Source organism: Streptomyces sp. NPDC111656, assembly GCF_055656965.1.
Genome location: NZ_JBVKCA010000025.1, coordinates 1 through 22,569 on the forward strand (window position 1 = coordinate 1; position 22,569 = coordinate 22,569).

Genomic DNA, 22,569 nt, shown 5'->3' on the forward strand with positions numbered 1-22,569 from the left:
GAGCCATCGAAGGCAGCCAGCATGAAAGCCATCCCTGCCCCACCCGCGCAGTCCCAGAGTCGCGAACTCACAGGACGCACTCAAGAAGGTAGGGCGGCATGACCGCACGTACGAACACCCCCGCCGCGGCAGACTTCGTCCGCCCCCGCGCGGTCGCCGGCGCCGCGTGTCTGGCGCCGTGGGGCGAGCGGGCCGAGGGCGTACCGGGAGGCGCCGCGGAGGAACTCCCCAAGGTCGTCGGCTTCGTGCTGTCCCGGTTCAGCCCGATCGTCAACGCGGCCGTCGTCGAGTGCCTCGGCGACCCGACGTCCGAGGACAACCTGGTCGGCCAGGCCGGCCCGCGCACCGCGATGGTGCTCGCCACCATGTACGGGGACACCGTCACCGGCGATACGGCGACGGCGCGGATGGTCGACGGGAAGGTGCACAGCCCGCTGCTGTTCTTCCAGTCGGTGACCACGTCGATCCTCGGCCATCTCACCAAGAAGTACGGCATCACCGGCCCGTTGACGTCGCTGTCCCATCTGACCGACCCGGGCGGCCAGGCCCTGCTGCTCGCCGACTCGCTGCTGGAATCGGACGCCGCGGACCAGGTAGTGATCGTGGGCGTCGAGACGGCCGCCAACGAGCGGGCCGCATCGGTACAGCAACGGCTGACGGAGAACCAGGAGCAGGTGGGCGCGCTGCCCGTCTCGGACGCCGCTGCCGTCGTACTGCTGCGCAAGGCCGGTCAGGGCAGCGAGCGGTTGCCGCTGCTCGCCTCGGCCGTCACGGAGCCCGACGGTGCCGCGGCCCCTGAGTACGGCTGGCTCAGCGGTCTGGTGGCCGCCGGCCGCGTGCAGGCGGGTGTCGCCGCATGAGCGCGCCCGTGGATTCCCGTCCCGGGAAGCGGACCGGCGACGAGCGGCCCACCGAACAGCCCGAGCAGGAGGCCGTCTTCGAGGCGCCCTTCGACATGGAGACGCTGACCCGGCCCGATCTGCTGACCACCAGCCTCGGCATCGTCGTCGAGGACTGGAACCCGCAGCGGATCGTGGGCAGCCTCCCGCTGGACCGCAACCGCCAGTACTACGGCTTCCTGCACGGAGGGGCCAGCGCCGCCCTCGTCGAGACGCTCGGCTCGCTGGCCGCCGTCCTGGAGGCCGGTGTCGGCGGCATGGTCCTGGGCCAGGAGCTGTCCGTGACCCACCATCGGGCCGCACGCGGCTCCGGTTCGGTCATCGGCATCTGCACCCCCCTGTTCGTGGGCACGTCGGTGGCGACGTACGAGGTCACGGTGCACGACCAGCGCGAGCGGCGCATCGCCACCGGGCGCATCACCTGTCAGCTGCGGCGCCGCAGCGTCCGCAGTCCCGAACCCGAGAAGAAGGTGTAGAGCCCATGCCTGATGAGTCGGCTACCTCTGTCCGTACGGCGGCAGACGCCTGCGTGGTGGGAGCCGGGCCGGTGGGCCTGCTCGCCGCCCTGGCCCTGGGCCGGAAGGGCTGGCAGGTCACCCTTCTGGAGCGCCGACCCGAGCCGGCGCCCGGCGGCCCGCCACCGGGCGCCCCGGCCGTGGTGAACATCGTCCAGCCCGTCACCCTGCACCTGCTCAACCAGCTCGGTCTGCTCGACCGGCTCACCGAGGGCGCCGGTATCATCCCGGGCGCCGAGATCTACTTCGGCGGTCACCTCGCCGCGCGCTACCGCTACGCCGAACTCGACGGCAGCCCCGTACCGCACGCGCTGTCCATCCGCTCCTTCGACCTGGTGCGGCTGCTGCTCGCCGAGGTCGCCGAGCTGTCGAACGTGACGGTGGTGTGGGAGGCCGACACGCAGGCGCTGACCCGCGGCCGGGACGGTGCCGGCAGCACGCTCACCGTCGTCACCCCCGAGCAGCGGCTGGTCGTCGACGCACGGTTCGTGCTCGCCGCCGACGGACGCTCCTCCACGATCCGCGAGCTGGCGGGCATCCCGGCCGAGGTGGTGCCCTCCACCGGCTCGTACCTGGACGTCGTCGTACCGAGCCCGCCCGACTGGGACGGCGTGGCCCGCGCGCACTTCGGAGCGCACGGCTATCTGCTGGAGACCCGCCGCGCCGAGGAGGGCCTCGTCCTGGTGTGGATCACCGACTCGGTGACCGCGGCGCAGGTGACCGAGGGGCCGGTCGAGCTCCTCGTCGAGACGCTGTCAGGGGTCGTGCCCCGGCTCGGCGACTGGATCGCCGAGCACATCAAGGACTGGGACCAGGTCCGCCGCGTACAGCACCACTTCGTGCGCACCAAGACCTGGAACCTGGACAACGTCGTGCTGGTCGGCGACAGCGCGCACGGCATGCACGCCTTCGGCGGGCAGGGCCTCAACACCTCGCTCCAGGATGCCGCCTGCCTGGCCGAGATGGTCGACAGCGCGCTGCGCGGCGACACCTCCGCGGGCATCGAGCGGTACGAGGCCCTGCGGCGCCCCTTCATCGAGGTCTTCCAGTCGCTCCAGGTGAGCAACACGCAGGAGCCGCCCGCCGGTGCGGCCGCCGAGGAGGAGCGGGCCCCCGAGTTCGAGGTGCTCGCCCTCGGCCAGCCCGCGATCCGTCCCCTGATCGCCGACGCCGCGGCCTTCCTGGCCGAGGACAACGGCCAGCACCGGAGGTAGTCATCGTGTTCCGTCTGGATTCCTATGCCCAGCGCATCGGCTACGCGGGCCCGTTCACCCCGACCCTGGACGTTTTGCGCGACATCTGCCGCGCGCACGCGCTGAGCGTGCCGTTCGAGTCGCTGGACGCCCTGGAGAGCAGGCTGGTCCTGGAGGACGACCTGCTCTTCGCCAAGGTCGTCGACGACCGGCGCGGCGGCGCCTGCTTCGAGAACCACACCCTCTTCCACCGGGTGCTGCGCGAGATCGGCTTCGATGTCTCCTTCCTCGGCGCGTACATGTGGCGCCCGCACCACGGCGAGTACTCCAGGGTCTTCGCGCACATGCTGCTCAAGGTCCGCCTGGACGAGGCGGACTGGCTGGTGGACGTCAGCTTCTCGCACGACACGTTCATCGAGCCGGTCCCGCACACCTACGGGGAGTTCGAGCAGCGCGGCTGGGACTTCCGTATCGCGGCCGCACCGGGCGTCGAGGGCGGCGAGGGTGTGGAGGGCGACTGCGACGTGGTCGAGCGGCGCGGGGCGGACGGCCAGTGGGTGCCGCTGTACAAGTTCGGCGGTGAGCCGCGCCGGGTGGGGGAGTTCCAGGAGTGCCTGGACTACCTGTCGGGACCGGACTCCCGCTCGCAGATCATGAACACCCTGATCTGCGCGCGGACGCTGCCCGAGGGCAAGCTCACCGTCATCAACGACCTGCTGATCACCGCCAGGCCGGGAGTGGAGTCGGTGCGCAGGCTGCGCAACGTCGAGGAGGCGTCGGCCTTCCTGGACCTGATCTTCGAGGGCCACGCCCCGCTGTCCGCGCGCGCCCGGCGGATCTGGCGCGAGCGCTTCGCCCAGGACGGCGATCGCGCGGCCGCCGAGCCACCGCAGCCGGCCGCGGCCGCCGAGAAACCGGCCGCGCCGAATGCGCCGGCCGTAGCGGCCTCCGACTGGTGAACCCTCGCCTGCTACCGCCCCCCTGCCCGGGCGGCGGAGCAGCGGAAGCACCCGCGTATCAAAGCGCCTGTCGCACCGAAGCACCCGGAAGGAAAAGGAACGACATGACAGCCGAAGCCGCACAGCCCCTCCGGTTCGGGGCTTTCCTCTCCCCGTTGCACCCGCTCGGAGAGGATCCGACCCTCACCATGTGGCGGGACCTCGATCTGATCGGATGGCTCGACCAGCTCGACTTCGAGGAGTTCTGGATCGGCGAGCACCACTCGGCCGGCTGGGGTGTCATTCCCTCACCGGAGCTGTTCATCGCCGCCGCGGCCGAGCGCACCCGGCACATCAAGCTCGGCACCGGCGTGATCAGCCTGCCCTACCACCACCCTTACATGGTGGCCTCGCGTGCCGTGCAGCTCGACCACCAGACCCGTGGCCGCTTCATCCTGGGCGTGGGAGCCGGTTCGCTCCCCTCCGACATGCATCAGCTCGGCATCGCGCCGGCCGACACCCGCCAGCGCACCGCCGAGGCCCTCGGCACGGTGCTGCACCTGCTGCGTTCCGAGGAGCCGCTCACCGTGGACCACGGTTGGTACCGGCTCAACGACGCACGGTTGCAGCTGCGGCCCTGGTCGCGGGACGGCGTGCAGGTCGCGCTGTCCAGCGCGACCTCACCGTTCAGCATGAGGCTGGCCGGGCAGCACGGCATCACTCCGCTCTCCTTCGGTGCGCCCCGGCCCGGCAGCGGACCGAGCGACCTGAAGGAGCAGTGGCTCCACCTGGAGGAGTCCGCCGAGGCGCACGGGCGCACCCCGGACCGCTCCGCATGGCGCGTCACTCTGCCGCTGCACATCGCGGAGACCCGTGAGGAGGCCTTCGGCCAGGTCCTCGACGGGTGGCTCCGCTACCGCAACGAATACTGGGCCGAAACCCTCGGTCTGCCGGTCGCGCTCTCCCCGGCCGACGCCCGGAAGGCGCTGGAGTCGACCGTCGACAACATGGGCGCGATCATCGGCTCCGTGGACGACGCCATCGCCACGATCCAGCAGATCCAGGAGGTCACCGGAGGATTCGGCCGACTCCTGGTCAACGTGCAGGACTGGGCGTCCCACGAGCAGACGAAGCGCAGTTTCGAGCTCCTCGCCCGCTATGTGGCTCCCCGGTTCACCGGGGCGCTGCGCGGCCTCGAAGCGTCCCAGCGGTGGACTGCCGAGCGCAGCCAGGCCTTCCTCGGCGCGGCCTTCGCCGCACAGCAGAAGGCCGTCCAGGACAGCGGAACCGTGCGGGCAGGTGGCTGACGGTGACCGTTGCGGCCGAGTCGGACTTCGTCCAGTTGCTCACTCCTGAGGGCGAGCGGACCGAGTACCCGGAGTACGGGCTCGACCTCGCGCCGCAGGAGTTGCGCGGTCTGTACCGGGACATGGTGCTGACCCGTCGCTTCGACGCCGAGGCCACCTCCCTGCAGCGCCAGGGCGAACTCGGCCTGTGGCCCTCCTCGTTCGGCCAGGAAGCCGCCCAGATCGGGTCGGGCCGGGCCGGGCCGTCCAGGAGGGCGACCACGTCTTCCCCAGCTACCGTGAGCACGGCGTCGCCTTGGCGTGCAGAAGGAACAGACAAGGCTCACCAAAGAGAGCTCATCCCGTTCGCGGATGTCCGCATACCGGGGCGGAGCCCGCCCAGGCCCTTGCCCACGGAACAGCGCCGGAACTTGGCCCTCTCGCCGCCGGTATGCCCGCCACGAATCCCGACCGCGTCCGAGCCATCGATCCGTACGTGCTCAACGGTGCGCCAGGCACAGCCTCGTAGATTTCACGCCTTTGCTGGTCGCGAACGGGCCGCCAGGAGAACCTCAAGTCCCAGGAGTGAGGGGCTCCTTCCCCTCGGCCTCGGCCTCACCGCGCTCGCACGAGAGGTGGTGCGGAGCCAGTGAGCGCAGGAATGTGTGCGCATCGAAGATCTCGCCGCGTGCGGCGACCCCGACCGTCTTGACCTGTCCCATGAGGACTTGGCTGACCGCTTCGACGACGAGGGGCGCGGTGACGGCGTAGATGTCCTGTCCGCGGGCGACCGCACGACGCCGGATGCCGCTCGCGCGGACGGTGACGTCGACGAGGAAGGTCTGCGCCGACCGCCCTCGCTCGTCGACCGGCGTCCAGGTAGGCGGTCCGTGCGCGCAGCGCCGCCTCGATGACCGGTGCGGCCGTCGCGGGGAACGGCCCGGCGCAGTTGATCACAGCTGCCGCGCCGTCCAGTGCGCGGAACTTGTCGGCGTCGCGGCCGGACAGGATCGGGGTCACCCCCCGGTCCAGCAACTCGGACACGCCGAAGCGTCCGGTGTGCACGTCCCACCAGAAGCTGCGTGGCAACGGGCCGAACTCGCTTTGGTCGCCGATCCCGTGGACCATCATCCCGTCGTACGCGATCTCGTTGCTGACGGTGAACATCGCGTTCTCGCAGCGCCGGTGGACACGCAGTGGCACCAAGAAAGCCCGAGTCACGCCTCTGTCGAGTCGGGCCGCGGACGAGCGCCGGACGGAGAACACACCCCGGGAAAGCCAGACTTCGGCAAGCGGTTCACGAGCCACTCCGGTCGGCGCCCTGCAGCACGCTACGGGCAGCAAACCCGACCACGCGCCACTCAGCCGGTACAAGTCAGCGGTTCAATTTCGTTGGCCTCTGCCCGCGAGTGGTTCGACGTGTTCATCGCGTATGCAGGGTTCCCGCCACCCCCACCCACGGATCGTGCGGGACCTGCCCGCAAAGCCGACGCGCCCGACCTGCGCGGCAGCCGGCCGGGGCGGGGCCGTGATCGGTTGCGAGGCCCCGGCAGGTACGTGCATACGCAGGTCAGGTGTCCCGGCGCACCTGCAGGGTGCTGACGGCACGTTCCAGGTCGGCGATGCGGTCGGCGAGCTCGGCTGACTCGGTTCCTTCGGCGTCGCGCAGTTGCAGCTCGATCTGGGCGAGCCGCTCGGTGATCTCCGCCAGCCGCTCGCCGCTGTCCGCCGCCGCACCGGTGCCTGTGGTCCCTCCTCGGGGCTTGTCCAGGGCATCTCCCGTGGCTTCCACGGGTTCTGCGGATCCCGCTGGTCCCGTCGATTCCGCTGGCGTCCTCTCACCGACCAGCAGCCGCCGCAGCTGCTCCGCTTGGGCGGCGAGCTGGCGGTTCTTGCGGTGCAGGTCCAGGAAGACGTTGACCTTGGTGCGCAGCAGCCAGGGGTCGAAGGGTTTGGTCAGGAAGTCGGCGGCGCCGATCGCGTATCCCCGGTAGATGTAGTCCGTGTCGGCGTCGGTCCCGGTCAGCAAGATGATGGGAACGTCCTTGGTCTGGTCCAGGCGCTTGATGCTGGCGGCGGTCTCGAAGCCGTCCATGCCGGGCATCAGGACATCGAGCAGCACGACCGCGAACTCCTGGCGCAGCATCGCCTTGAGGGCCTCCTCTCCGGAGTGGGCGCGTACCAACTGCTGGTCGAGTGAGCCGAGTACGGCCTCCAGCGCTACCAGGTTCTCCTCCATGTCGTCGACGATCAGGATGTTGGCCTTCTCGGGTGTGGTCGGGCTCATGGCTTCTGCCTCGGCGGGATTTTTTCGTCTTTCTCGACGGTGTGTGGTTCTTCCGCGGTTCTTGGCTCCGATGCCGGTAGGGCGTCCTGCGGGTCGAGCAGGTCGCAGATGACCGTCAGCAGGCGGTCCACGTCCACGGGCTTGGGGACGTAGTCGGAGGCGCCGCTGTCGATCGCCTTCTCGCGGTCGCCCGGCATGGCCTTGGCGGTGAGCGCGATGATCGGCAGGTCGGCGAGGCGGGGCGTGTGCCGGATGGCCCGTATCGCCTCATATCCATCCATTTCGGGCATCATGATGTCCATCAGGACCAGCGACATGTCGGGAGACCGGTCGAGGACCTCGATGCCTTCACGGCCGTTCTCGGCGTACTTCACGGTGATGCCGACGCGGCCCAGCACATGTGTGAGCGCGAAGACGTTCCGGATGTCGTCGTCGACGATGAGGATGCGGCGCCCTGCCAGCACGCGGCCGGGGCGCCCGCTCAGCCACTCCTTGAGCCGTGTCGTCTCCGGCCAGGTGTCGTCGCGGCCGTCGGCGGCCTCCGGAGTTCCCCTGCCGATCAGACTGTCCGCGCCGCCGAAGACGCCGCACGGCGCGTAGTCGGCAGCGGACGGCGACGGTCCGGCCTGTCCGAGGAGCGCAGCGGGGGTGGTGGCCGTGGTCCGCGGCGCCGCCGGGTCGGGCTCGGGGGGGACGCCGGGGTGGCGCGACGGAACGTAGAGGGTGAAGCGGGATCCGACGCCCAGTTCGCTCTCGGCGACGATGCGGCCGCCGAGCAGCCCGGCGATCTCGCGGCTGATGGACAGCCCGAGCCCGGTGCCCCCGTACTTGCGGCTGGTAGTCCCGTCGGTCTGTTGGAACGCGTCGAAGATCACCGAAAGCTTCTCGGGCGGGATGCCGATGCCGGTGTCCCTGACCGAGAACGCGATGACGGTCCCGGCGTTCCGCAGCGTCCGGTCCTCGAACTTCGTTCCCGGCACGCGCTCGACGCGCAGTTCCACGCCGCCGGACGAGGTGAACTTCACGGCGTTGGACAGCAGGTTGCGCAGGATCTGCTGGAGGCGCTGCTCGTCCGAGAGCAGCTCACTCGGCACGTTCTCGCCGACCGTGACCTCGAAGGTCAGGCCTTTGTCGAGGGTCAGCGGGCGGAACGTGGCCTGCACGTATTCCAGCAGCTTGACCAGCGGCAAGGCCTTCGGGCGCACATCCATCCGGCCCGCCTCGATCTTCGACAGGTCGAGGATGTCGTTGATCAGCTGGAGCAGGTCGGAGCCTGCACGGTGGATGGTGGCCGCGAACTGCACCTCCTGGTCGGACAGCCTGTCGTCCGGGTTGTCGGCGAGCAACTGCGCCAGGATCAGCAGCGAGTTGAGCGGGGTGCGCAGCTCGTGCGACATGTTGGCCAGGAACTCGGACTTGTACTGCGAGGAGGTGGCGAGCAGGGCGGCCTTCTCCTCCAGCGCGGCATTGGACCGCTGGAGCTCATCCGAGCGCTTGCGCAGCTCGGTGGTGAGGCGTTGGGACTCCGAGAGCAGGGACTCGGTTCGGGAGTTGGCGATGATGGTGTTGATGGAGACGCCGATGGTGGTGACGAACTGGTCGATGAAGGCGAGGTGTACGTCGCTGAATCTACTGAACGAGGCCAGCTCGATCACTCCGAGTACCTGGTCCTCGAAGAGGATCGGCAGGATGACGACGTTGGCCGGGAGTGCGGCGCCGAGCCCGGACTTGATGGTGATGTAGTCCGCGGGGACGTCGGCGATGAGGATGCGCTTCTTCTCCAGGGCGGCCTGGGTGATCAGCCCGCGGCCCGGAGTCCCGGAGTCGAGCAGCGGGCCGCTCCCGCTGGCCGCGTCGGTGCCGTAGCCGGCGATGAACTGAAGCCCCTCGCCCGGCCTGGCGGCCGCCTCGGTCAGGAAGAATGCCCCGAACTGCGCGTTCACCAGGGGTGTCAGCTCGCGCAGGATCAGGTCGGCGACCTCGACGAGATCGCGGTGGCCCTGCATGAGGCCGGCGATGCGGGCGAGGTTGGACTCCAGCCAGTCCTTGGCGCGGGTGGTCTCGCGGAGGTTGGCCACCATGAGGTTGACGTTGTTCTTCAGCTCGGCGACCTCGCCCTGTGCCTCGACCGAGATGGCGCGGGACATGTCTCCCTGGGTGACGGCGCTGGCGACCTCGGCGATCGCGCGGACCTGGGTGGTGAGGTTCGAGGCGAGTTCGTTGACGCTGGTGGTCAGCCGCTTCCACGTTCCGTAGACGCCCTCGACGCGGGCCTGGCCACCCAGTTGCCCCTCGCTGCCGACCTCGCGGGCGACACGGGTGACCTCGGAGGAGAACGAGGAGAGCGTGTCCACCATCGTGTTGATGGTGGTCTTCAGCTCCAGGATCTCGCCGCGCGCGTCGACATCGATCTTCTTCGACAGATCGCCCTGCGCGACGGAGGTGGCGACCTGGGCGATGTTGCGGACCTGGGAGGTCAGGTTGTCGGCCATGAAGTTGACGTTGTCGGTGAGGTCCTTCCACACCCCGGAGACGCCGCGGACCTGAGCACGTCCGCCGAGCCGCCCCTCGGTGCCGACCTCGCGGGCGACGCGCGTGACCTCGTCCGCGAACGCCCGCAGTTGCTGGACCATCGTGTTGACGGTGTCCTTCAGTTCCAGGATCTCGCCGCGGGCGTCGACATCGATCTTCTTCGACAGGTCGCCGTTCGCGACGGAGGTGGTCACCTGCGCGATGTTGCGAACCTGCGAGGTGAGGTTCAGCGCCATGAAGTTGACGTTGTCGGTGAGGTCCTTCCACACCCCGGAGACACCGCGGACCTGCGCCTGGCCGCCCAGGTTCCCCTCAGTGCCGACCTCGCGGGCGACGCGGGTGACCTCGTCCGCGAACGCCGAGAGCTGGTCGACCATCGTGTTGATCGTCGATTTCAGCTCCAGGATCTCGCCCTTCGCCTCCACCGTGATCGTCTTGCCGAGGTCGCCCTGTGCGACGGCGGTGGCGACCTGGGCGATGTTGCGGACCTGGGAGGTCAGGTTGTCGGCCATGAAGTTGACGTTGTCGGTGAGGTCCTTCCACACCCCGGAGACGCCGCGGACCTGAGCACGTCCGCCGAGCCGCCCCTCGGTGCCGACCTCGCGGGCGACGCGCGTGACCTCGTCCGCGAACGCCAACAGCTGGTCGACCATGGTGTTCACGGTGCTCTTGAGCTGCAGGATCTCGCCCCTTGCGTCCACGGTGATCTTCTGGCTGAGATCGCCGTTGGCGACAGCGGTGGTCACCTGGGCGATGTTGCGGACCTGCGAGGTGAGGTTCGAAGCCATGAAGTTGACGTTGTCGGTGAGGTCCTTCCACACCCCGGAGACACCGGGCACCTGAGCACGTCCGCCCAGTTGCCCTTCCGTGCCGACCTCGCGGGCGACGCGCGTGACCTCGTCCGCGAACGCCCGAAGCTGGTCCACCATCGTGTTCACGGTGAGCTTCAGCTCCAGCAGCTCGCCGGTCGCCTCGACCGTCACCTGCTGGGTCAGGTCGCCGCGCGCCACCGCCGTCGTCACCACCGCGATGTCGCGCACCTGTGCCGTCAACCGCGCGGCCATGGTATTGACGGCCTCGGTGACGTAATGCCAGTCGCCCGACAGGCCCTGCACCTTGGCCCGTCCGCCGAGCCGGCCCTCGGTCCCGACCTCACGTGCGACCCGGGTCACCTCGCCCGTGAACAGGGACAGCTGGTCGACCATCCGGTTCACCACGCACCCCAGGCGCCGCAGGTCACCGCGGAGTTGGCGGTTGCCGTCGCGAAGATCCACCCGCTGCGTCAGATCACCGGCCGCGACCGCGTCCAGCACCCGCGTCGCGTTCGCGACCGGAGCCACCAACGCCTCCACGAGCTGGTTCGTCGCGTCCACGCTCGTCGCCCATGCCCCCTGCCCGGGGCTCGCTGCGATCCGCTCGTCCAGTCTGCCCTGGCGCACGACCTCGCGGCGCACCCGCTGGAGCTCCGCAGCCAGATGCGCGTTCCGCGCGCCGATCTGGTTGAGCACCCCCGCCATCTCGGCCAGGACGCCTTCATGCACACCCTCCACACGGACGGTGAAATCGCCGTCACGCAACGAATTCATTGCCCCGAGCAAGGGCCACAGCTCGGCGGTGCGCACCCAGTGCCCGTCCGGGGTGGAGCCCGGCCGGTCGGCGGATTCCGGGGAGCGCGGGGCGGGGGAAGCGGGAGGTGGGGCCGAGTCGAGTGTCATGGCAGCCCACTCTCAGTAATCGCATCACATGGGTGCTTTATCGTAAAATACGTCACATAGCAGGAGTTTAACGTCACAGGAAACGTCATGGAGTCGCCCGTGGGGTCGTTGCCCTCTCATCCGCGTAAGTTCGTCTCGCGGACGACCCTGCCCGCCGACGACTCCGCGGCCTCCGCGGCACGCGCGTTCGTGCGCGCCGTGCTCGCCGAATGGACCGACCCGGCGATTCCCGCCTCACCGAAGATCACCGGCCGGCTCGTCGACGACGCCGTGCTGCTGGTCAGCGAGCTCGTCACCAACGCCGTCGTGCACGCCGGTACCACGATCGAGGTCGTCTGCCGCCTGGAGGCGGGGCACGGCCCGCCCGCCTCGTCCCCCCTCGACGTGGACGAGCCTGTCGGGGTCGTCATCGAGGTGGCGGACCGCCACCCCTCCCGCGTGGTGCGCGGCGGGAAGGACGCATGGCGCGAGCGGTACGGCCGTGGACTCCAGGTCGTCGGCGCACGGGCCGAATCGTGGGGCGTGACGTACCGGCGCGACCAGAAGGCCGTGTGGTTCCGGCTGGAGACCACGGCCGAGGAGCCCGAGACGGCCGACGGCCCCTTCGACGGGACATCCCACCGCGAGACGTACGTCGAAGAGATCCTCGCGACCTCCCCGCCGCACGACCGCCGCGACGGCACCGCCGAGTGGGTCGACCGCGGAGGGCCGTCGTTCCTCGCCGAGGTCAGCGAGCTCCTCGCCGGCCAGCTCGACCAGGACATGGTCGCCGCTCTGGCCGGGCAGCTGCTGGTGCCCAGGCTCGCCGACTGGTGCGGCGTGTGGCTGTCCACCGAGAACGGCGGAATGCGGCTCTCCTGCGTCTGGCACGCGGACGAACGGTGCATCGAGGCGCTACGCCTCGTGCTGGAGAAGGACCCGCCGCCCGCCAGGCTCGGCACGACCGGTATCCCCTGGCCCTGGCCAAAGGGCCCGGACACGGGCGGCGCGGGCGGCTCCGCGATCGCCTTCCCCCTCGTCACGGGTAGCCGCTGCCACGGCGTGCTGCTGCTCGGCCGGGCAGGCCTGCTGCAGATGGCCGACGGTGTTGTGCGGCTCGCGGAGGACGTGGCGCGGCGTGTAGCCCAGGCGGTGGTCACGGCCCGCCGGTACACCCGGCAGACCACCATCAGCCGGGCGCTCCAGCGCAGGCAGCTGCCCGCCTCCCTCGCCAGCATCCCGGGCGTCGACACGGCGATCGTCTACGAGCCGCACGGCCAGGGCCAGACCGTCGGCGGCGACTTCTACGACCTGTTCCCGATGGGAGACGGCCGCTGGGGCTTCCTGCTCGGCGACGTGTGCGGCCACGACCCGGAGGCGATGTCCGTCACCGGCCTGGCCCGGCACCTGGTGCGGCTGCTGGCACGCGAGGGCCACGGCGTCGCATCGGTGCTCGGGAAGCTGAACGCCGCGATGGCGGAGGAGAGCGCTGAGGCCGTGGCGCTCAGCGGCGAGCAGGCCCGGCCCCGCTTCCTGAGCCTGCTCTACGGGGAGCTGGAGCCCGACCCGGTCGCGGGCGGCGCGCACTGCACGCTCGCCAGCGCCGGGCACCCGCTGCCGCTGCGGCTGTCCGTCGACGGCTCGGTGGCGCCCGTAGCGGACCCGCAGATGCTGCTCGGAATCGGCGAGGACATCCAGTTCCACGCCAACTCCTTCGACCTCGTGCCGGGCGAGACGCTGCTCTGCGTGACTGACGGCGTGACCGAACGCCGCAGCGGGAACCGGCAGTTGGACGATGACGACGGCCTGTCCGAGCTGCTTCGGGGCTGCGTGGGGCTGGGCGCCAAGGCGGTCGCGGAACGCGTACGGCAGGTGGCACACGACTTCGACACAGGGCCGGTCGACGACGACCTCGCGGTGCTGGTGCTCGAGGCGCTCCCGATGCCCGCACCGGTGCCGGGGGCCGCTCGGGTGCGACGCCGGGAATGAGGCCGCCCGCTGCCGGACACTCGGCCAAGGCCGGACGCCGCCCCTGTCCCGCCCGGACAGATGAGGGTTCCCCCGAGGAGTGCACACCGTTTCACGTTCGGCGACTTCGACGCGAAGATCAGCGGACGGACGCCGCCTCGCTTGCCGCCGACTACGGCAGCGGAACCCAGCCGGCCACCACCGAGGCCAACATCAACGGCACCAAGGAACTCCTCGGCCTGCTGGGCCCGTTGATGCACGCTCCACCGGCGGCCACATCTTCGCCCTGCTGGGCGTGAAGGACCGCTCCGACTGGCTGGGTCCCCGCTTGCTGAACAGCTGAACAAACGTTCACGACAGGGCTTGCTCTGCCCAGATGGTCTTGCCGGAGGGTGTGTAGCGTGTTCCCCACTGCTCGGTGATCTGGGCGACGATGAAAAGGCCGCGGCCGCCTTCGTCGTCGTTGGCGGCGTGGCGGAGGTGGGGTGAGGTGTACCCGGTGTCGGAGACCTCGCAGATGAGGCTCTGGTCGCGGATGAGCCGGACATGGATCGGTCCGGCCGCGTGGCGGATGGCATTGGTGACCAGCTCGCTGACGATCAGTTCGGTGGTGAACGACAGGTCTTCGAGTCCCCACTCGGCCAGTTGGCCCGTGGTCGCCGTACGGGCGTCGCCGACCGTTGCCGGGTCGGCGTCCAGCTCCCACACCGCCGTCCGGTGCTCATCGAGCATCTGCGTGCGTACGAGGAGCAGGGCGGCGTCATCGCCCGCGGGCCCGGGCAGCAACGTCGCCACCGCACGGTCGCAGAGCTCCTCCAGGGGAAGCCGGTGCTGGGCGAGAATGCCGGCGAGCAGGCCGAGCCCCACGTCGGTACCGTTGTCGGGGGCTCGGACAAGGCCGTCGGTGAAGAGGGCGATGAGGCTGCCCGCGGGTAGCTGGAGTTCTGCGCTCTGGAAGGGCGGGCCACCGAGCCCCAGGGGTGGGCCCGGCGGGAGTTCCGGATAGGTGACGGCGCCGGTGTCCGGGCTCACGACAGCGGGTGGCAAGTGGCCCGCACGCGCCATGCTGCACAACCCGGACACCGGGTCGTACACCGCGTACAGGCAGGTCACCCCGAAGTCCTCGGCACCCTCGGAGCCGGTGCCGTCCCCACCGTGCACACTCGCTTGTTCCTTGGCGTTCTGCCCGACCACGTCGTCCAGGCGCGCGAGGAGCTCGTCCGGAGGAAAGTCCAGCCGGGCGAGGACGCGGACGCTCGTACGGAGACGTCCCATGGTGACGGCAGCGTGCAATCCATGGCCGAGCACCTCGCCGACGACCAGGCCGACACGGGAACCCGACAACGGAATGAGATCGAACCAGTCACCGCCCACCCCGGACCGGCTGTCGGCGGGCACATAGCGGCTCGTCGGATCGACAGCCGTCTGCGGCGGCAGGCTACGAGGCAGCAGGCTTCGTTGGAGCCTGAGGGAAGCGGTGTAACCACGCGTAGTGACCAGCATCAGCACTACGCCGAGCAGCAGGGCTCCGAGCCCCACGACGGTCACTCCGCCCGTCCGTCCGATGAAGGGCAGGTCGATGGAGGTGGCGCCGTAGTCGGGGTCGGCATAGACGACGAAGGCGGCGTAGTAGAAGAAGTAGAACATCATCAGCCCGCCCAGACCCGGCAGCAGGCCCTTGAACAGGAAGTCCCGGGAGCTGCGGGTGAGCACCTTGCGGTAGTACCAGACGCAGGCGAAACCGGTGAGGCCGTAGTAGAACGCGATCGCGAGGCCGACCGATCCGATGGAGTCGGCCAGGACGTTGCGGCTGATCGTCGTCAGCAGGATGAGGAAGCCGATGGAGACCAGGCCCACGCCGACTGTCGACCAGGTCGGGGTGAGGAATCTGCGGTGGACCCGGGCGAGGCGGGAGGGGATGGCCTTGTGCGCGGCCATGGAGAAGACGGTCCGGGCCAGGGGCAGGATCGTGGTCTGGGTGGAGGCGACCGCGGAGGTCAGCACCATGAAGATCAGCAGCTTGCTGAAGAACCAGCCCGGGCCCTGGCTGCCGAAGACGGCGTTGCCCAGGCCCGAGAGCACATCCCCGGAGTTGTTCGTGTTGCCCAGCCCGATGCCCTCGGTGCCGACTCCGGCGAACGCTTGCGCCGAGGTGGAGACCAGGCCGTAGACGATCAGCAGCAGCACGGTGGAAATGACCGCCGCACGCCCGGGGGTGCGCGTACTGTCGGCGGTCTCCTCGTTGACGGTGACAGCGGTGTCCCAACCCCAGTAGATGAAGACGGCGGCGAGGACGCCTGCGGTCAGTGCTCTGGCCGAGTCCACGTGGAGGGGGTTGAACCAGGAAGCGGCGATGTGGATCGCGGTCGGAGGCGGGCTGACGTAGACCTTGACCAGGGCCGTGACGGCGAACAGGACCAGCATCGCCACCTCGGTGCACAGCAGCCAGCGCTGAACGGTGGCCGAGACCTCGATGCCGACGTAGCAGACCGCGGTCGTCACGATGATCCAGATGACGCCCGCGACGGTGGTCCACATCCTGCTGTCCGCGAGTGAGTCGAAGCCCAGGAGCCGGAAGCCGTAGATACCGGCGATCTCTGCGAGGTTCGCCATGACGATGACGTCGGCGACGATGATGCCCCAGCCGCCCATCCAGCCCGTGCGCGGACCGAAGGCGCGGGTGGCCCAGGTGAAGGCCGTCCCGCAGTCGGCGTCGCTCGTGTTGAGCTCCTTGTAGGCGTAGGCGATCAGCAGCATGGGGATGAAGGCCAGCATCGTGATGATCGGGGCCTGCAGCCCGACCCCCGCCACAATGAGGCCGAGTGTGGCCGCCAGGCTGTACGCCGGGGCGGCGGAAGCCAGTCCGATGACTACAGAGGAGAACAGCCCCAGGGCGTCGGTTTTCAGCCCCTTCTTGCCGGCGGCCGAGCCAGGCGCAAGCGGCGCGGCGGACTCTGCGGGACCACCGAAGAGCTTCACATCCGATTCCAACTCCGCAGCTCGCTCGCGCGCAACACGGGCTTTCCGTGGTGGTGGCCCGCGTGCCTGGTGGGCATGCGGCGGATGGCGATGAGAGAGACGGCGTCGAGGCATGCTCCGGTGTGGGCGAGCAGATCGCGCTCGGTCCACCGGGCGGCGCGTTCGACGAACGGGCAGAAGATACCGTCTTGATCGCGAGCTTCGACTACGCCGTCGGTGTCATGCAGGAAGCCGTCGGTGTAGAGCAGCAGGGTGTCCCCGGCTCCGAAGGAAGACAGGTCGAAGGTGTGGTCGGCAGGGCCCGGGCCGATCCCCAGCGGGGGTGCGGGGTACAGGTCGCCGCCGATCCGGGCCTCGTCATCGGCCACCAGGTACAGGCAGGCAACCTGAAGTGGGCCCGGCCGGCGTCTGTGCTGCTTGCGGACCACGCAGAACAACAAGATCAGTGAGGAGACCACCGCGAGGGCGAGGACATGCACCATCACATTCCGGGAGAACAGCACGCCGAAGTGCCACCCGATGAACGCCTGGGCCGCCACGGCCAGGGCTCCGATCACCCCGGTCAGCAGGGGCCCGGCGAACGAGGCGGTGATCACGATGAGCACAACCGGGATCACGAGCAGCGCATGGCCCGATTGCCACGGCTGCCTCAGACCGACAAAGCGCTGCCGCAAACCCACATCTTCCACAGTGCACCGTCCGGAGGCCGCTGACGAGCGCGGAGTACGGCGCCTGTCTCGGCGCGCGACCGCCACTCCGCGTACGTGCCTCGACCGAAAGGTCTGGACACCTATGGGCCCCAGGCGACTGGAAGAGCAAGTGGCCGTTGTCGACAAGACACGAGAATCGCGACGCGCGGACGGAAACGGCTGCTCGCACTGTACCCGGCGTACAGCCCGAATCGTCGGCTATTGGGGCCCTGGCCAGGGGAAACGTCCCGGCCAGGATCCCAATGCGTTCTAGGAGTGTTCCCGCCCGTACCTGCGGTTTCCCGGGAGTTCCCGCGTTGGAGTGGGCGGCCGCCAGGAAACGCGTCGGCAACGCGCCGGCGATCAGTACGCGGCGACCGGCCGGAGTGCCGGCTTCTCCCGAACAGAAATGGCTTCCCCGTTACTCCTCGTCCGGCGCCAGCCGCAAGGAGATCGAGTTGATGCAGTACCGCTGATCCGTCGGCGTACCGTACCCCTCCCCCTCGAAAAGGTGCCCGAGGTGAGAGCCGCACCTCGCGCAACGGACCTCCGTCCGCACCATCCCGTGTGAACGGTCGGACACAAGTTCCACCGCATCCGAGTTGCGTGCATCGAAGAAGCTCGGCCAGCCGCAGTGGGACTCGAACTTCTCGTTCGAGGTGAAGAGTTCGGCGCCGCAGGCGCGGCAGGAGTAGACACCCTTGGTCTTGGTGTCGGTGTACTCGCCCGTGAAGGCAGGCTCGGTGCCCGCCTTGCGCAGGACGGTGTACTCGGACGGGGTCAGCTCCGCGCGCCACTGCTCGTCCGGCTTTTCGATGTCGTACGACATGAAGCTCAACCCCTCACAAACGTCACGGCTACTTCGACAGGCGGGTCAGGATCTCGGGACCGAGGTCCGTCACGTCTCCCGCGCCCATGGTGAGAACGAGATCACCGGGCTTCGCCATTCCCGCGACGACCGAGGGCACCTGCGCCTTGTCGTGGACCGGTGTCACGTCCGCGCCCGCCGCCCGCGCCGCCTCGATGATCAGCTCGCTGGTGACGCCCGGGATCGGGTCCTCGCGGGCCGGGTAGATGTCCAGCACGATCGAGGCGTCGGCCAGGGCCAGGGACTCGCCCATCTCCTTGGCCAGCTCCTGGGTGCGGGAGAACAGGTGGGGCTGGAAGACCACCAGGATGCGGCCCTCGGCACCCGCGCGCATGGCCTCCAGGTCGGCCGTCATCTCGGTCGGGTGGTGCGCGTAGGAGTCGACGACCTGGACGCCCGCCTCCTCGCCCTTCAGCTGCAGACGCCGCTTCACGCCCGTGTAGGAGGCGAGCGCGGGGGCCAGCTCCGCGGCCGGAATGCCCAGCGCCGCGCCCGCCGCCAGCGCGGCCACCGCGTTGTGCGCGTAGTGGCGGCCGGGGACGGAGACGACGAAGGTCAGCTCCGTGCCGTCGAGGAGCACCGTCACCTCGCTCTTCAGGCCCTGGGGGATCACGGACAGGACCCGTACGTCCGCGTCCGGCGCGTCGCCGTACGTCACCACCCGTACGTCCGCCGGCAGGCGCCGGGTCAGTTCGCGCGCGCCCTCGTGGTCCGCGGAGATCACCAGCGTGCCGCCCGGCACGATCTTGGCCGCGAAGGTCTCGAAGGACTCGTAGATCTCGTCGATGGAGGCGTAGTTGGCGTGGTGGTCGAGCTCGACGTTGAGGACGATCGCGACCTCGGGGGCGTACTTGTGGAAGCTGCGGTCCGATTCGTCGGCCTCGGCGACGAAGATCTCGCCGTCGCCGTGCAGGGCGTTCGAGCCGGGGGCGTCCAGGTCGCCGCCGATCGCGTACGAGGGGTTCAGTCCCAGCGCGGAGAGGGACACGGCGAGCATCGACGTGGTCGTGGTCTTGCCGTGTGTGCCCGCGACCGCGATCGGGCGCAGGCCGTCCATCAGCCGGGCGAGGGCGTCCGAGCGGTGAACCACGGGGATGCCGAGCTCGGCCGCGCGGGCCAGCTCCGGGTTGTCCGCGCGGATCGCCGAGGACACCACCACACAGGTGGCGTCGGAGGCCAGGTGGTCCGCCGCGTGGCCGATGTGCACGGTCGCGCCCAGCGCCCGCAGGGCCTCGGCGGTGGCGGACTCCTTCGCGTCGCTGCCCGCCACCTTCGCCCCGCGCTGCGCCAGGATCTTGGCGATGCCCGACATCCCGGCGCCGCCGATGCCGATGAAGTGCGGTCGGTCCATGGCGGTAGGAAGGCCGGGTGCCATGCGTGTATCTCCCAAGATCCGGTACGACGGTAAGCGCGCTCCCACAGACAGGAACCCGCCCCAGCCTATTCCGTGCGGCCCCGCGCAACCTCCCAGGGGCGCGGGGCCGTGACATGTGCGGCTGTGCCGCGTGGGCGCGACCAGCCAGGTGCCGGCCGCACCGGCCCCGTCCCGGCAGCTCTCACGGCACCCACGCCCGGCGGGAGCCCTACGCCTTGCTGTGCGAGAACAGCTTCAGCACCGGCACGCCGACCTTGTGGCGGGCCCGCGAGGCCCAGTCGCGGTGGAAGAACTCCTCCACGTAGTGCGGGTCAGTGAGCACGATGACCTCGTCCGCGCCGATCTCGTCGACCAGCTTCTTGAGCGCGTCGAGCGGGTGGTTCTCGATGAGCCGCCCCTCGGCCTCGCTGCCGGCCGAGCGCAGCGCCACCAGTGACACGTCGAGGGCCTGCTGCCCCTGACCGGCCGCGTCCGCGCCCTCCGGCGTCTCACGCTCGTGGGCCGCCTCGTCCAGCTCCCCGAGAGCGACGTCGTCGATGGCCCGCAGCAGCCGGTCCGCCTGGTCGCCCCGCGGCTGGAGCAGCACATGGAAGGCGACCGCCTCGTCACCGTGCAAGGTGGTGACGAACTCCACGTCGGCGGACGTCAGGGCCTTCTCGATCATCAATACGCTTGTGAACACGACAGGCGCCCTTCTCCTCCGTGGGCCTCCCTGGCCCCCTGCGGAAACCATCCTGCCCCGTGATCGCACGGGGACTGCGATTTTTAGTGTGCCCGGAAGATGATCGGAATGATCTACTCCGCTACCTTGCCCTGGTCGACGGCCGAGATCGGTGGCCCCGACCGACGCCAGGGCCACCGGTCAGGGGCGACGGTATCGGGCGAAGAGGAATCCGGCCTCCTCCAGGAGGGACGCCAGTTCGAGCCGCTCGGGAACCGCCGTCGCGGGCCCCCCGGCGATCCGCTGCGCGTCTCCCGCGGTGAGCGTCGGGGAGAGGGTCAGGCACAGTTCGTCGAGGACACCCGCCGCGACCATCTGGCCCAACAGCCGCGGGCCGCCCTCCGTCAGCAGCCGGGTCATGCCGCGCTCGGCGAGGGCACGCACGGCCCGCACCGGGTCCACGCCCCTCCCGTCCCCGGCGATCACCACCTCGGCGCCCGCCTTCTCGGCCGCCGCCACCCGGTCGGGGGGCGCCGCGGCGCCCGTCAGGACGAGCGTGGGCACCAGGGGCGAGGCGAACAGGGGCAGCGAGAAGTCCAGGTCGAGGCTCGCGGTGACGACGGCGATCACGGGCGCCGGGCCCTGTCCGGCCGCCTCCCGGGACCCCGCGAACTCGGCACGCGCGCGTGCCGGACGGTAACCCTCCTGGCGTACCGTTTCCGCGCCGACGACCACGACGTCCGCGAGAGCCCGCAGCACCCCGAAGATCCGCATGTCGGCGGCGCTGGAGATGCCCTGCGACTTCCCGTCGTGCTGGGCGGCGCCGTCGAGCGTGGAGACCATGTTGGCCCGCAGCCAGGGCTCCCGGACACCGGTGGAGCGGGGCTCGGGGTAGGCGTACGCCTCCGCCAGCTCCAGCAGTTCCCACTCACGGTCCGTCGCATCCGTCACAGCCGCACGAGGGGCATCGGGGGCCCCGGCGGTGGCCTGGGCTGCTGTTTCGTAGGTCACAGGGAACAGGCGTCGCATGTCGTGCAGTGTGGCACGGCGCTTAGAGTGGGGAACCGTGTCGTCCTCCACCGCCGCTTCCGGGATCGAACCGATACCCGAAGCAGCCCCCACGTCCCTGTGCGCCCGCGAGCCGCACGTCCCCGCGGACCGGCTGGTCGCCGAGATGGTGCCGCCGCCGCGCTTCGACTCCGTGCGCTTCGAAACGTACATTCCGGACCCGAACCAGCCGAGCCAGACCGAGGCCGTACAGGTCCTCGCCGGCTTCGCGGCCGGTCTCGGCGGGGCGCACGCGGTCGGCGGCGGCAGACGGGGCTTCTTCGGCTTCGGCAAGGCCAAGGCACCGAAGACCCCGGCCAGCCCCCGGGGCGTCTACCTGGACGGCGGCTACGGCGTCGGCAAGACCCATCTGCTCGCCTCCCTGTGGCACGCCACCCCGGCCGAGCCCGCGCTCAAGGCCTTCGGCACCTTCGTGGAGCTGACGAACCTGGTCGGCGCGCTCGGCTTCCAGAAGACCGTGCAGACGCTCTCCGGGCACCGCCTCCTGTGCATCGACGAGTTCGAACTCGACGACCCGGGCGACACCGTCCTCGTCTCCACCCTGCTCGGCAAGCTGGTCGACGCGGGGGTCGCGCTCGCGGCCACCTCGAACACCCTGCCGGGCAAGCTCGGCGAGGGCCGGTTCGCGGCCGCCGACTTCCTGCGCGAGATCCAGGGGCTGTCCGCGCACTTCCGGCCGCTGCGCATCGACGGCGAGGACTACCGCCACCGCGGGCTGCCCGAGGCCCCGGCGCCGTTCACCGACGAGCAGGTCACGAAGGCCGCGTACGCCACGGCCGGGGCCTCCCTCGACGACTTCCCGCATCTGCTCGACCACCTCGCGCGCGTGCACCCCAGCCGCTACGGCGCCCTGACCGACGACCTGAAGGCCGTCTGCCTCACCGACGTCCAGCCGGTGCCCGACCAGTCGACGGCGCTGCGGCTCGTGGTGCTCGCCGACCGGCTGTACGACCGCGAGGTGCCCGTCCTCGCCTCCGGGATGCCCTTCGACCAGCTCTTCAGCGAGGAGATGCTGAACGGCGGCTACCGCAAGAAGTACTTCCGTGCGATCTCCCGGCTCACCGCGCTGGCCCGCGATGCCAAGGGGCTCGTCGAGGCGTAGTTTTTCGGCCCCTCCACAGCGTTTTCGGCCCACTTCACTGTGAAACGTCGAGTTAACCCTGCAAACAACTTGCCGCGTTAACCTATGTATTGACATGGAGGACGAGACGCGGGGAGGGGGCGCATGTTACGAGGTACGACGGCCCGACCCCTGTACGTGGTACTCGCCGCCGTCCTGATCAGCCTCCAGCTCTTCGCTCCCACCGAGGCGTTCGCGTCCGCGCACAAGGGCGAAGTCGTCTCCTGCGCCGAAGCCGAGCATCCGCACAAGGTGGCGCCTCCTCTGGGCGCCCGTCAGCGGACCCGCGACGAGGATCTCGTCCCCGACACACCCCCGCGCGCCCTGCTCGCGAGCGACCCCGCGGCCTCGTACGCGCCGCTCGCGCCCGCCCCGGCGCACCCGCGCACGTCGAGATCCTCGACCGCCCACTCCCCCGCCGCACTTCAGGTCTTCCGCTGCTGAGCGGAGCGCGTCCCCCCACGCTCCGTCTTGTAAGCCGACGCGCCCTCAGGGCG

At 69.9% G+C, this 22,569-nt stretch carries 16 protein-coding genes and 2 pseudogenes; 9 read left to right on the forward strand and 9 right to left on the reverse strand.

The features are described 5' to 3' along the window. Nucleotides 1–98: 98 nt before the first annotated feature. The 6 genes and pseudogenes from ACZ7M3_RS44295 to ACZ7M3_RS44320 all read left to right on the forward strand — a co-directional run. Nucleotides 99–860 (forward strand): beta-ketoacyl-[acyl-carrier-protein] synthase family protein, encoded by a 762-nt coding sequence (locus ACZ7M3_RS44295; protein WP_067375947.1) that lies wholly within the window; start codon nt 99–101, stop codon nt 858–860. Continuing rightward, nucleotides 857–1,375: a PaaI family thioesterase gene (locus ACZ7M3_RS44300; RefSeq protein ID WP_472071435.1), complete on the forward strand. Its 519-nt coding sequence runs from the start codon at nt 857–859 to the stop codon at nt 1,373–1,375. The genes ACZ7M3_RS44295 and ACZ7M3_RS44300 overlap by 4 nt, the downstream gene beginning before the upstream one ends. A gap of 5 nt (nt 1,376–1,380) precedes the next feature. Beyond that, nucleotides 1,381–2,628, forward strand: a complete 1,248-nt coding sequence (locus tag ACZ7M3_RS44305; protein WP_472071437.1) for an FAD-dependent oxidoreductase — start codon at nt 1,381–1,383, stop codon at nt 2,626–2,628. Between the two features lie 5 nt (nt 2,629–2,633). After that, entirely contained in the window at nt 2,634–3,566 is a 933-nt protein-coding gene (locus tag ACZ7M3_RS44310; protein WP_472071439.1) for an arylamine N-acetyltransferase family protein, read from the forward strand. A gap of 104 nt (nt 3,567–3,670) precedes the next feature. Next, on the forward strand, nt 3,671–4,852 hold the full coding sequence (locus tag ACZ7M3_RS44315) for an LLM class flavin-dependent oxidoreductase (protein ID WP_472071441.1): 1,182 nt from the start codon (nt 3,671–3,673) through the stop codon (nt 4,850–4,852). Beyond that, nucleotides 4,849–5,147 (forward strand): annotated as a pseudogene (locus tag ACZ7M3_RS44320) (thiamine pyrophosphate-dependent enzyme); the annotation flags it as partial. The gene ACZ7M3_RS44315 and the pseudogene ACZ7M3_RS44320, both read left to right, overlap by 4 nt. Before the next feature lie 256 nt (nt 5,148–5,403). Here the strand turns inward: ACZ7M3_RS44320 and ACZ7M3_RS44325 are convergent. The 3 genes and pseudogenes from ACZ7M3_RS44325 to ACZ7M3_RS44335 all read right to left on the reverse strand — a co-directional run. Further along, nucleotides 5,404–5,709: pseudogene (locus ACZ7M3_RS44325) on the reverse strand (hypothetical protein); the annotation flags it as partial. 692 nt (nt 5,710–6,401) lie between these two features. Next, complete coding sequence (locus ACZ7M3_RS44330) at nt 6,402–7,118, reverse strand: response regulator (protein WP_472071443.1); 717 nt, start codon at nt 7,116–7,118, stop codon at nt 6,402–6,404. Next, nucleotides 7,115–11,365 carry a HAMP domain-containing protein gene (locus ACZ7M3_RS44335; RefSeq protein WP_472071445.1) on the reverse strand — a complete coding sequence of 1,417 codons (4,251 nt, stop codon included), beginning with the start codon at nt 11,363–11,365 and terminating at the stop codon, nt 7,115–7,117. Before ACZ7M3_RS44335 ends, ACZ7M3_RS44330 begins: the two co-directional genes overlap by 4 nt. A gap of 87 nt (nt 11,366–11,452) precedes the next feature. Between ACZ7M3_RS44335 and ACZ7M3_RS44340 the strand changes: the two genes are divergently transcribed. Beyond that, nucleotides 11,453–13,333 carry a SpoIIE family protein phosphatase gene (locus ACZ7M3_RS44340; RefSeq protein ID WP_472071447.1) on the forward strand — a complete coding sequence of 627 codons (1,881 nt, stop codon included), beginning with the start codon at nt 11,453–11,455 and terminating at the stop codon, nt 13,331–13,333. Between the two features lie 330 nt (nt 13,334–13,663). On the opposite strand, the gene ACZ7M3_RS44345 is transcribed toward ACZ7M3_RS44340, so the two are convergent. The 6 genes from ACZ7M3_RS44345 to ACZ7M3_RS44370 all read right to left on the reverse strand — a co-directional run bounded on the left by ACZ7M3_RS44345 (nt 13,664) and on the right by ACZ7M3_RS44370 (nt 20,913). Continuing rightward, complete coding sequence (locus tag ACZ7M3_RS44345) at nt 13,664–16,291, reverse strand: SpoIIE family protein phosphatase (protein ID WP_472071449.1); 2,628 nt, start codon at nt 16,289–16,291, stop codon at nt 13,664–13,666. Continuing rightward, the gene (locus ACZ7M3_RS44350) at nt 16,288–16,908 is read right to left on the reverse strand and encodes a hypothetical protein (protein WP_472071451.1); all 621 of its coding nucleotides are present in this window, start codon (nt 16,906–16,908) and stop codon (nt 16,288–16,290) included. Before ACZ7M3_RS44350 ends, ACZ7M3_RS44345 begins: the two co-directional genes overlap by 4 nt. Nucleotides 16,909–17,401: 493 nt before the next feature. Then, complete coding sequence (gene msrB / locus ACZ7M3_RS44355) at nt 17,402–17,809, reverse strand: peptide-methionine (R)-S-oxide reductase MsrB (RefSeq protein ID WP_472071453.1); 408 nt, start codon at nt 17,807–17,809, stop codon at nt 17,402–17,404. Between the two features lie 28 nt (nt 17,810–17,837). Next, nucleotides 17,838–19,223, reverse strand: coding sequence for a UDP-N-acetylmuramate--L-alanine ligase (gene murC / locus ACZ7M3_RS44360; protein WP_472071455.1), 1,386 nt, complete (start codon nt 19,221–19,223; stop codon nt 17,838–17,840). Between the two features lie 208 nt (nt 19,224–19,431). Further along, the gene (locus tag ACZ7M3_RS44365) at nt 19,432–19,905 is read right to left on the reverse strand and encodes an indole-3-glycerol phosphate synthase (RefSeq protein ID WP_472071457.1); all 474 of its coding nucleotides are present in this window, start codon (nt 19,903–19,905) and stop codon (nt 19,432–19,434) included. Between the two features lie 180 nt (nt 19,906–20,085). Then, nucleotides 20,086–20,913, reverse strand: coding sequence for a pyrimidine reductase family protein (locus ACZ7M3_RS44370; protein ID WP_472071459.1), 828 nt, complete (start codon nt 20,911–20,913; stop codon nt 20,086–20,088). On the opposite strand from ACZ7M3_RS44370, the gene zapE reads away from it, so the two are divergent. Further along, on the forward strand, nt 20,912–22,054 hold the full coding sequence (zapE, locus tag ACZ7M3_RS44375) for a cell division protein ZapE (RefSeq protein ID WP_472071461.1): 1,143 nt from the start codon (nt 20,912–20,914) through the stop codon (nt 22,052–22,054). The genes ACZ7M3_RS44370 and zapE overlap by 2 nt on opposite strands. Before the next feature lie 123 nt (nt 22,055–22,177). Further along, nucleotides 22,178–22,516: a hypothetical protein gene (locus ACZ7M3_RS44380; RefSeq protein ID WP_351304664.1), complete on the forward strand. Its 339-nt coding sequence runs from the start codon at nt 22,178–22,180 to the stop codon at nt 22,514–22,516. The last annotated feature ends 53 nt before the right edge of the window (nt 22,517–22,569 follow it).

Coding starts and splice junctions, on each gene's coding strand:
- ACZ7M3_RS44295 (WP_067375947.1), top strand. CDS start 99: ATGACCGCACGTACGAACACCCCCGCCGCGGCAGACTTCGTCCGCCCC.
- ACZ7M3_RS44300 (WP_472071435.1), top strand. CDS start 857: ATGAGCGCGCCCGTGGATTCCCGTCCCGGGAAGCGGACCGGCGACGAG.
- ACZ7M3_RS44305 (WP_472071437.1), top strand. CDS start 1,381: ATGCCTGATGAGTCGGCTACCTCTGTCCGTACGGCGGCAGACGCCTGC.
- ACZ7M3_RS44315 (WP_472071441.1), top strand. CDS start 3,671: ATGACAGCCGAAGCCGCACAGCCCCTCCGGTTCGGGGCTTTCCTCTCC.
- ACZ7M3_RS44330 (WP_472071443.1), bottom strand. CDS start 7,118: ATGAGCCCGACCACACCCGAGAAGGCCAACATCCTGATCGTCGACGAC.
- ACZ7M3_RS44335 (WP_472071445.1), bottom strand. CDS start 11,365: ATGACACTCGACTCGGCCCCACCTCCCGCTTCCCCCGCCCCGCGCTCC.
- ACZ7M3_RS44340 (WP_472071447.1), top strand. CDS start 11,453: ATGGAGTCGCCCGTGGGGTCGTTGCCCTCTCATCCGCGTAAGTTCGTC.
- msrB (WP_472071453.1), bottom strand. CDS start 17,809: ATGTCGTACGACATCGAAAAGCCGGACGAGCAGTGGCGCGCGGAGCTG.
- murC (WP_472071455.1), bottom strand. CDS start 19,223: ATGGCACCCGGCCTTCCTACCGCCATGGACCGACCGCACTTCATCGGC.
- zapE (WP_472071461.1), top strand. CDS start 20,912: ATGTCGTGCAGTGTGGCACGGCGCTTAGAGTGGGGAACCGTGTCGTCC.
- ACZ7M3_RS44370 (WP_472071459.1), bottom strand. CDS start 20,913: ATGCGACGCCTGTTCCCTGTGACCTACGAAACAGCAGCCCAGGCCACC.
- ACZ7M3_RS44380 (WP_351304664.1), top strand. CDS start 22,178: ATGTTACGAGGTACGACGGCCCGACCCCTGTACGTGGTACTCGCCGCC.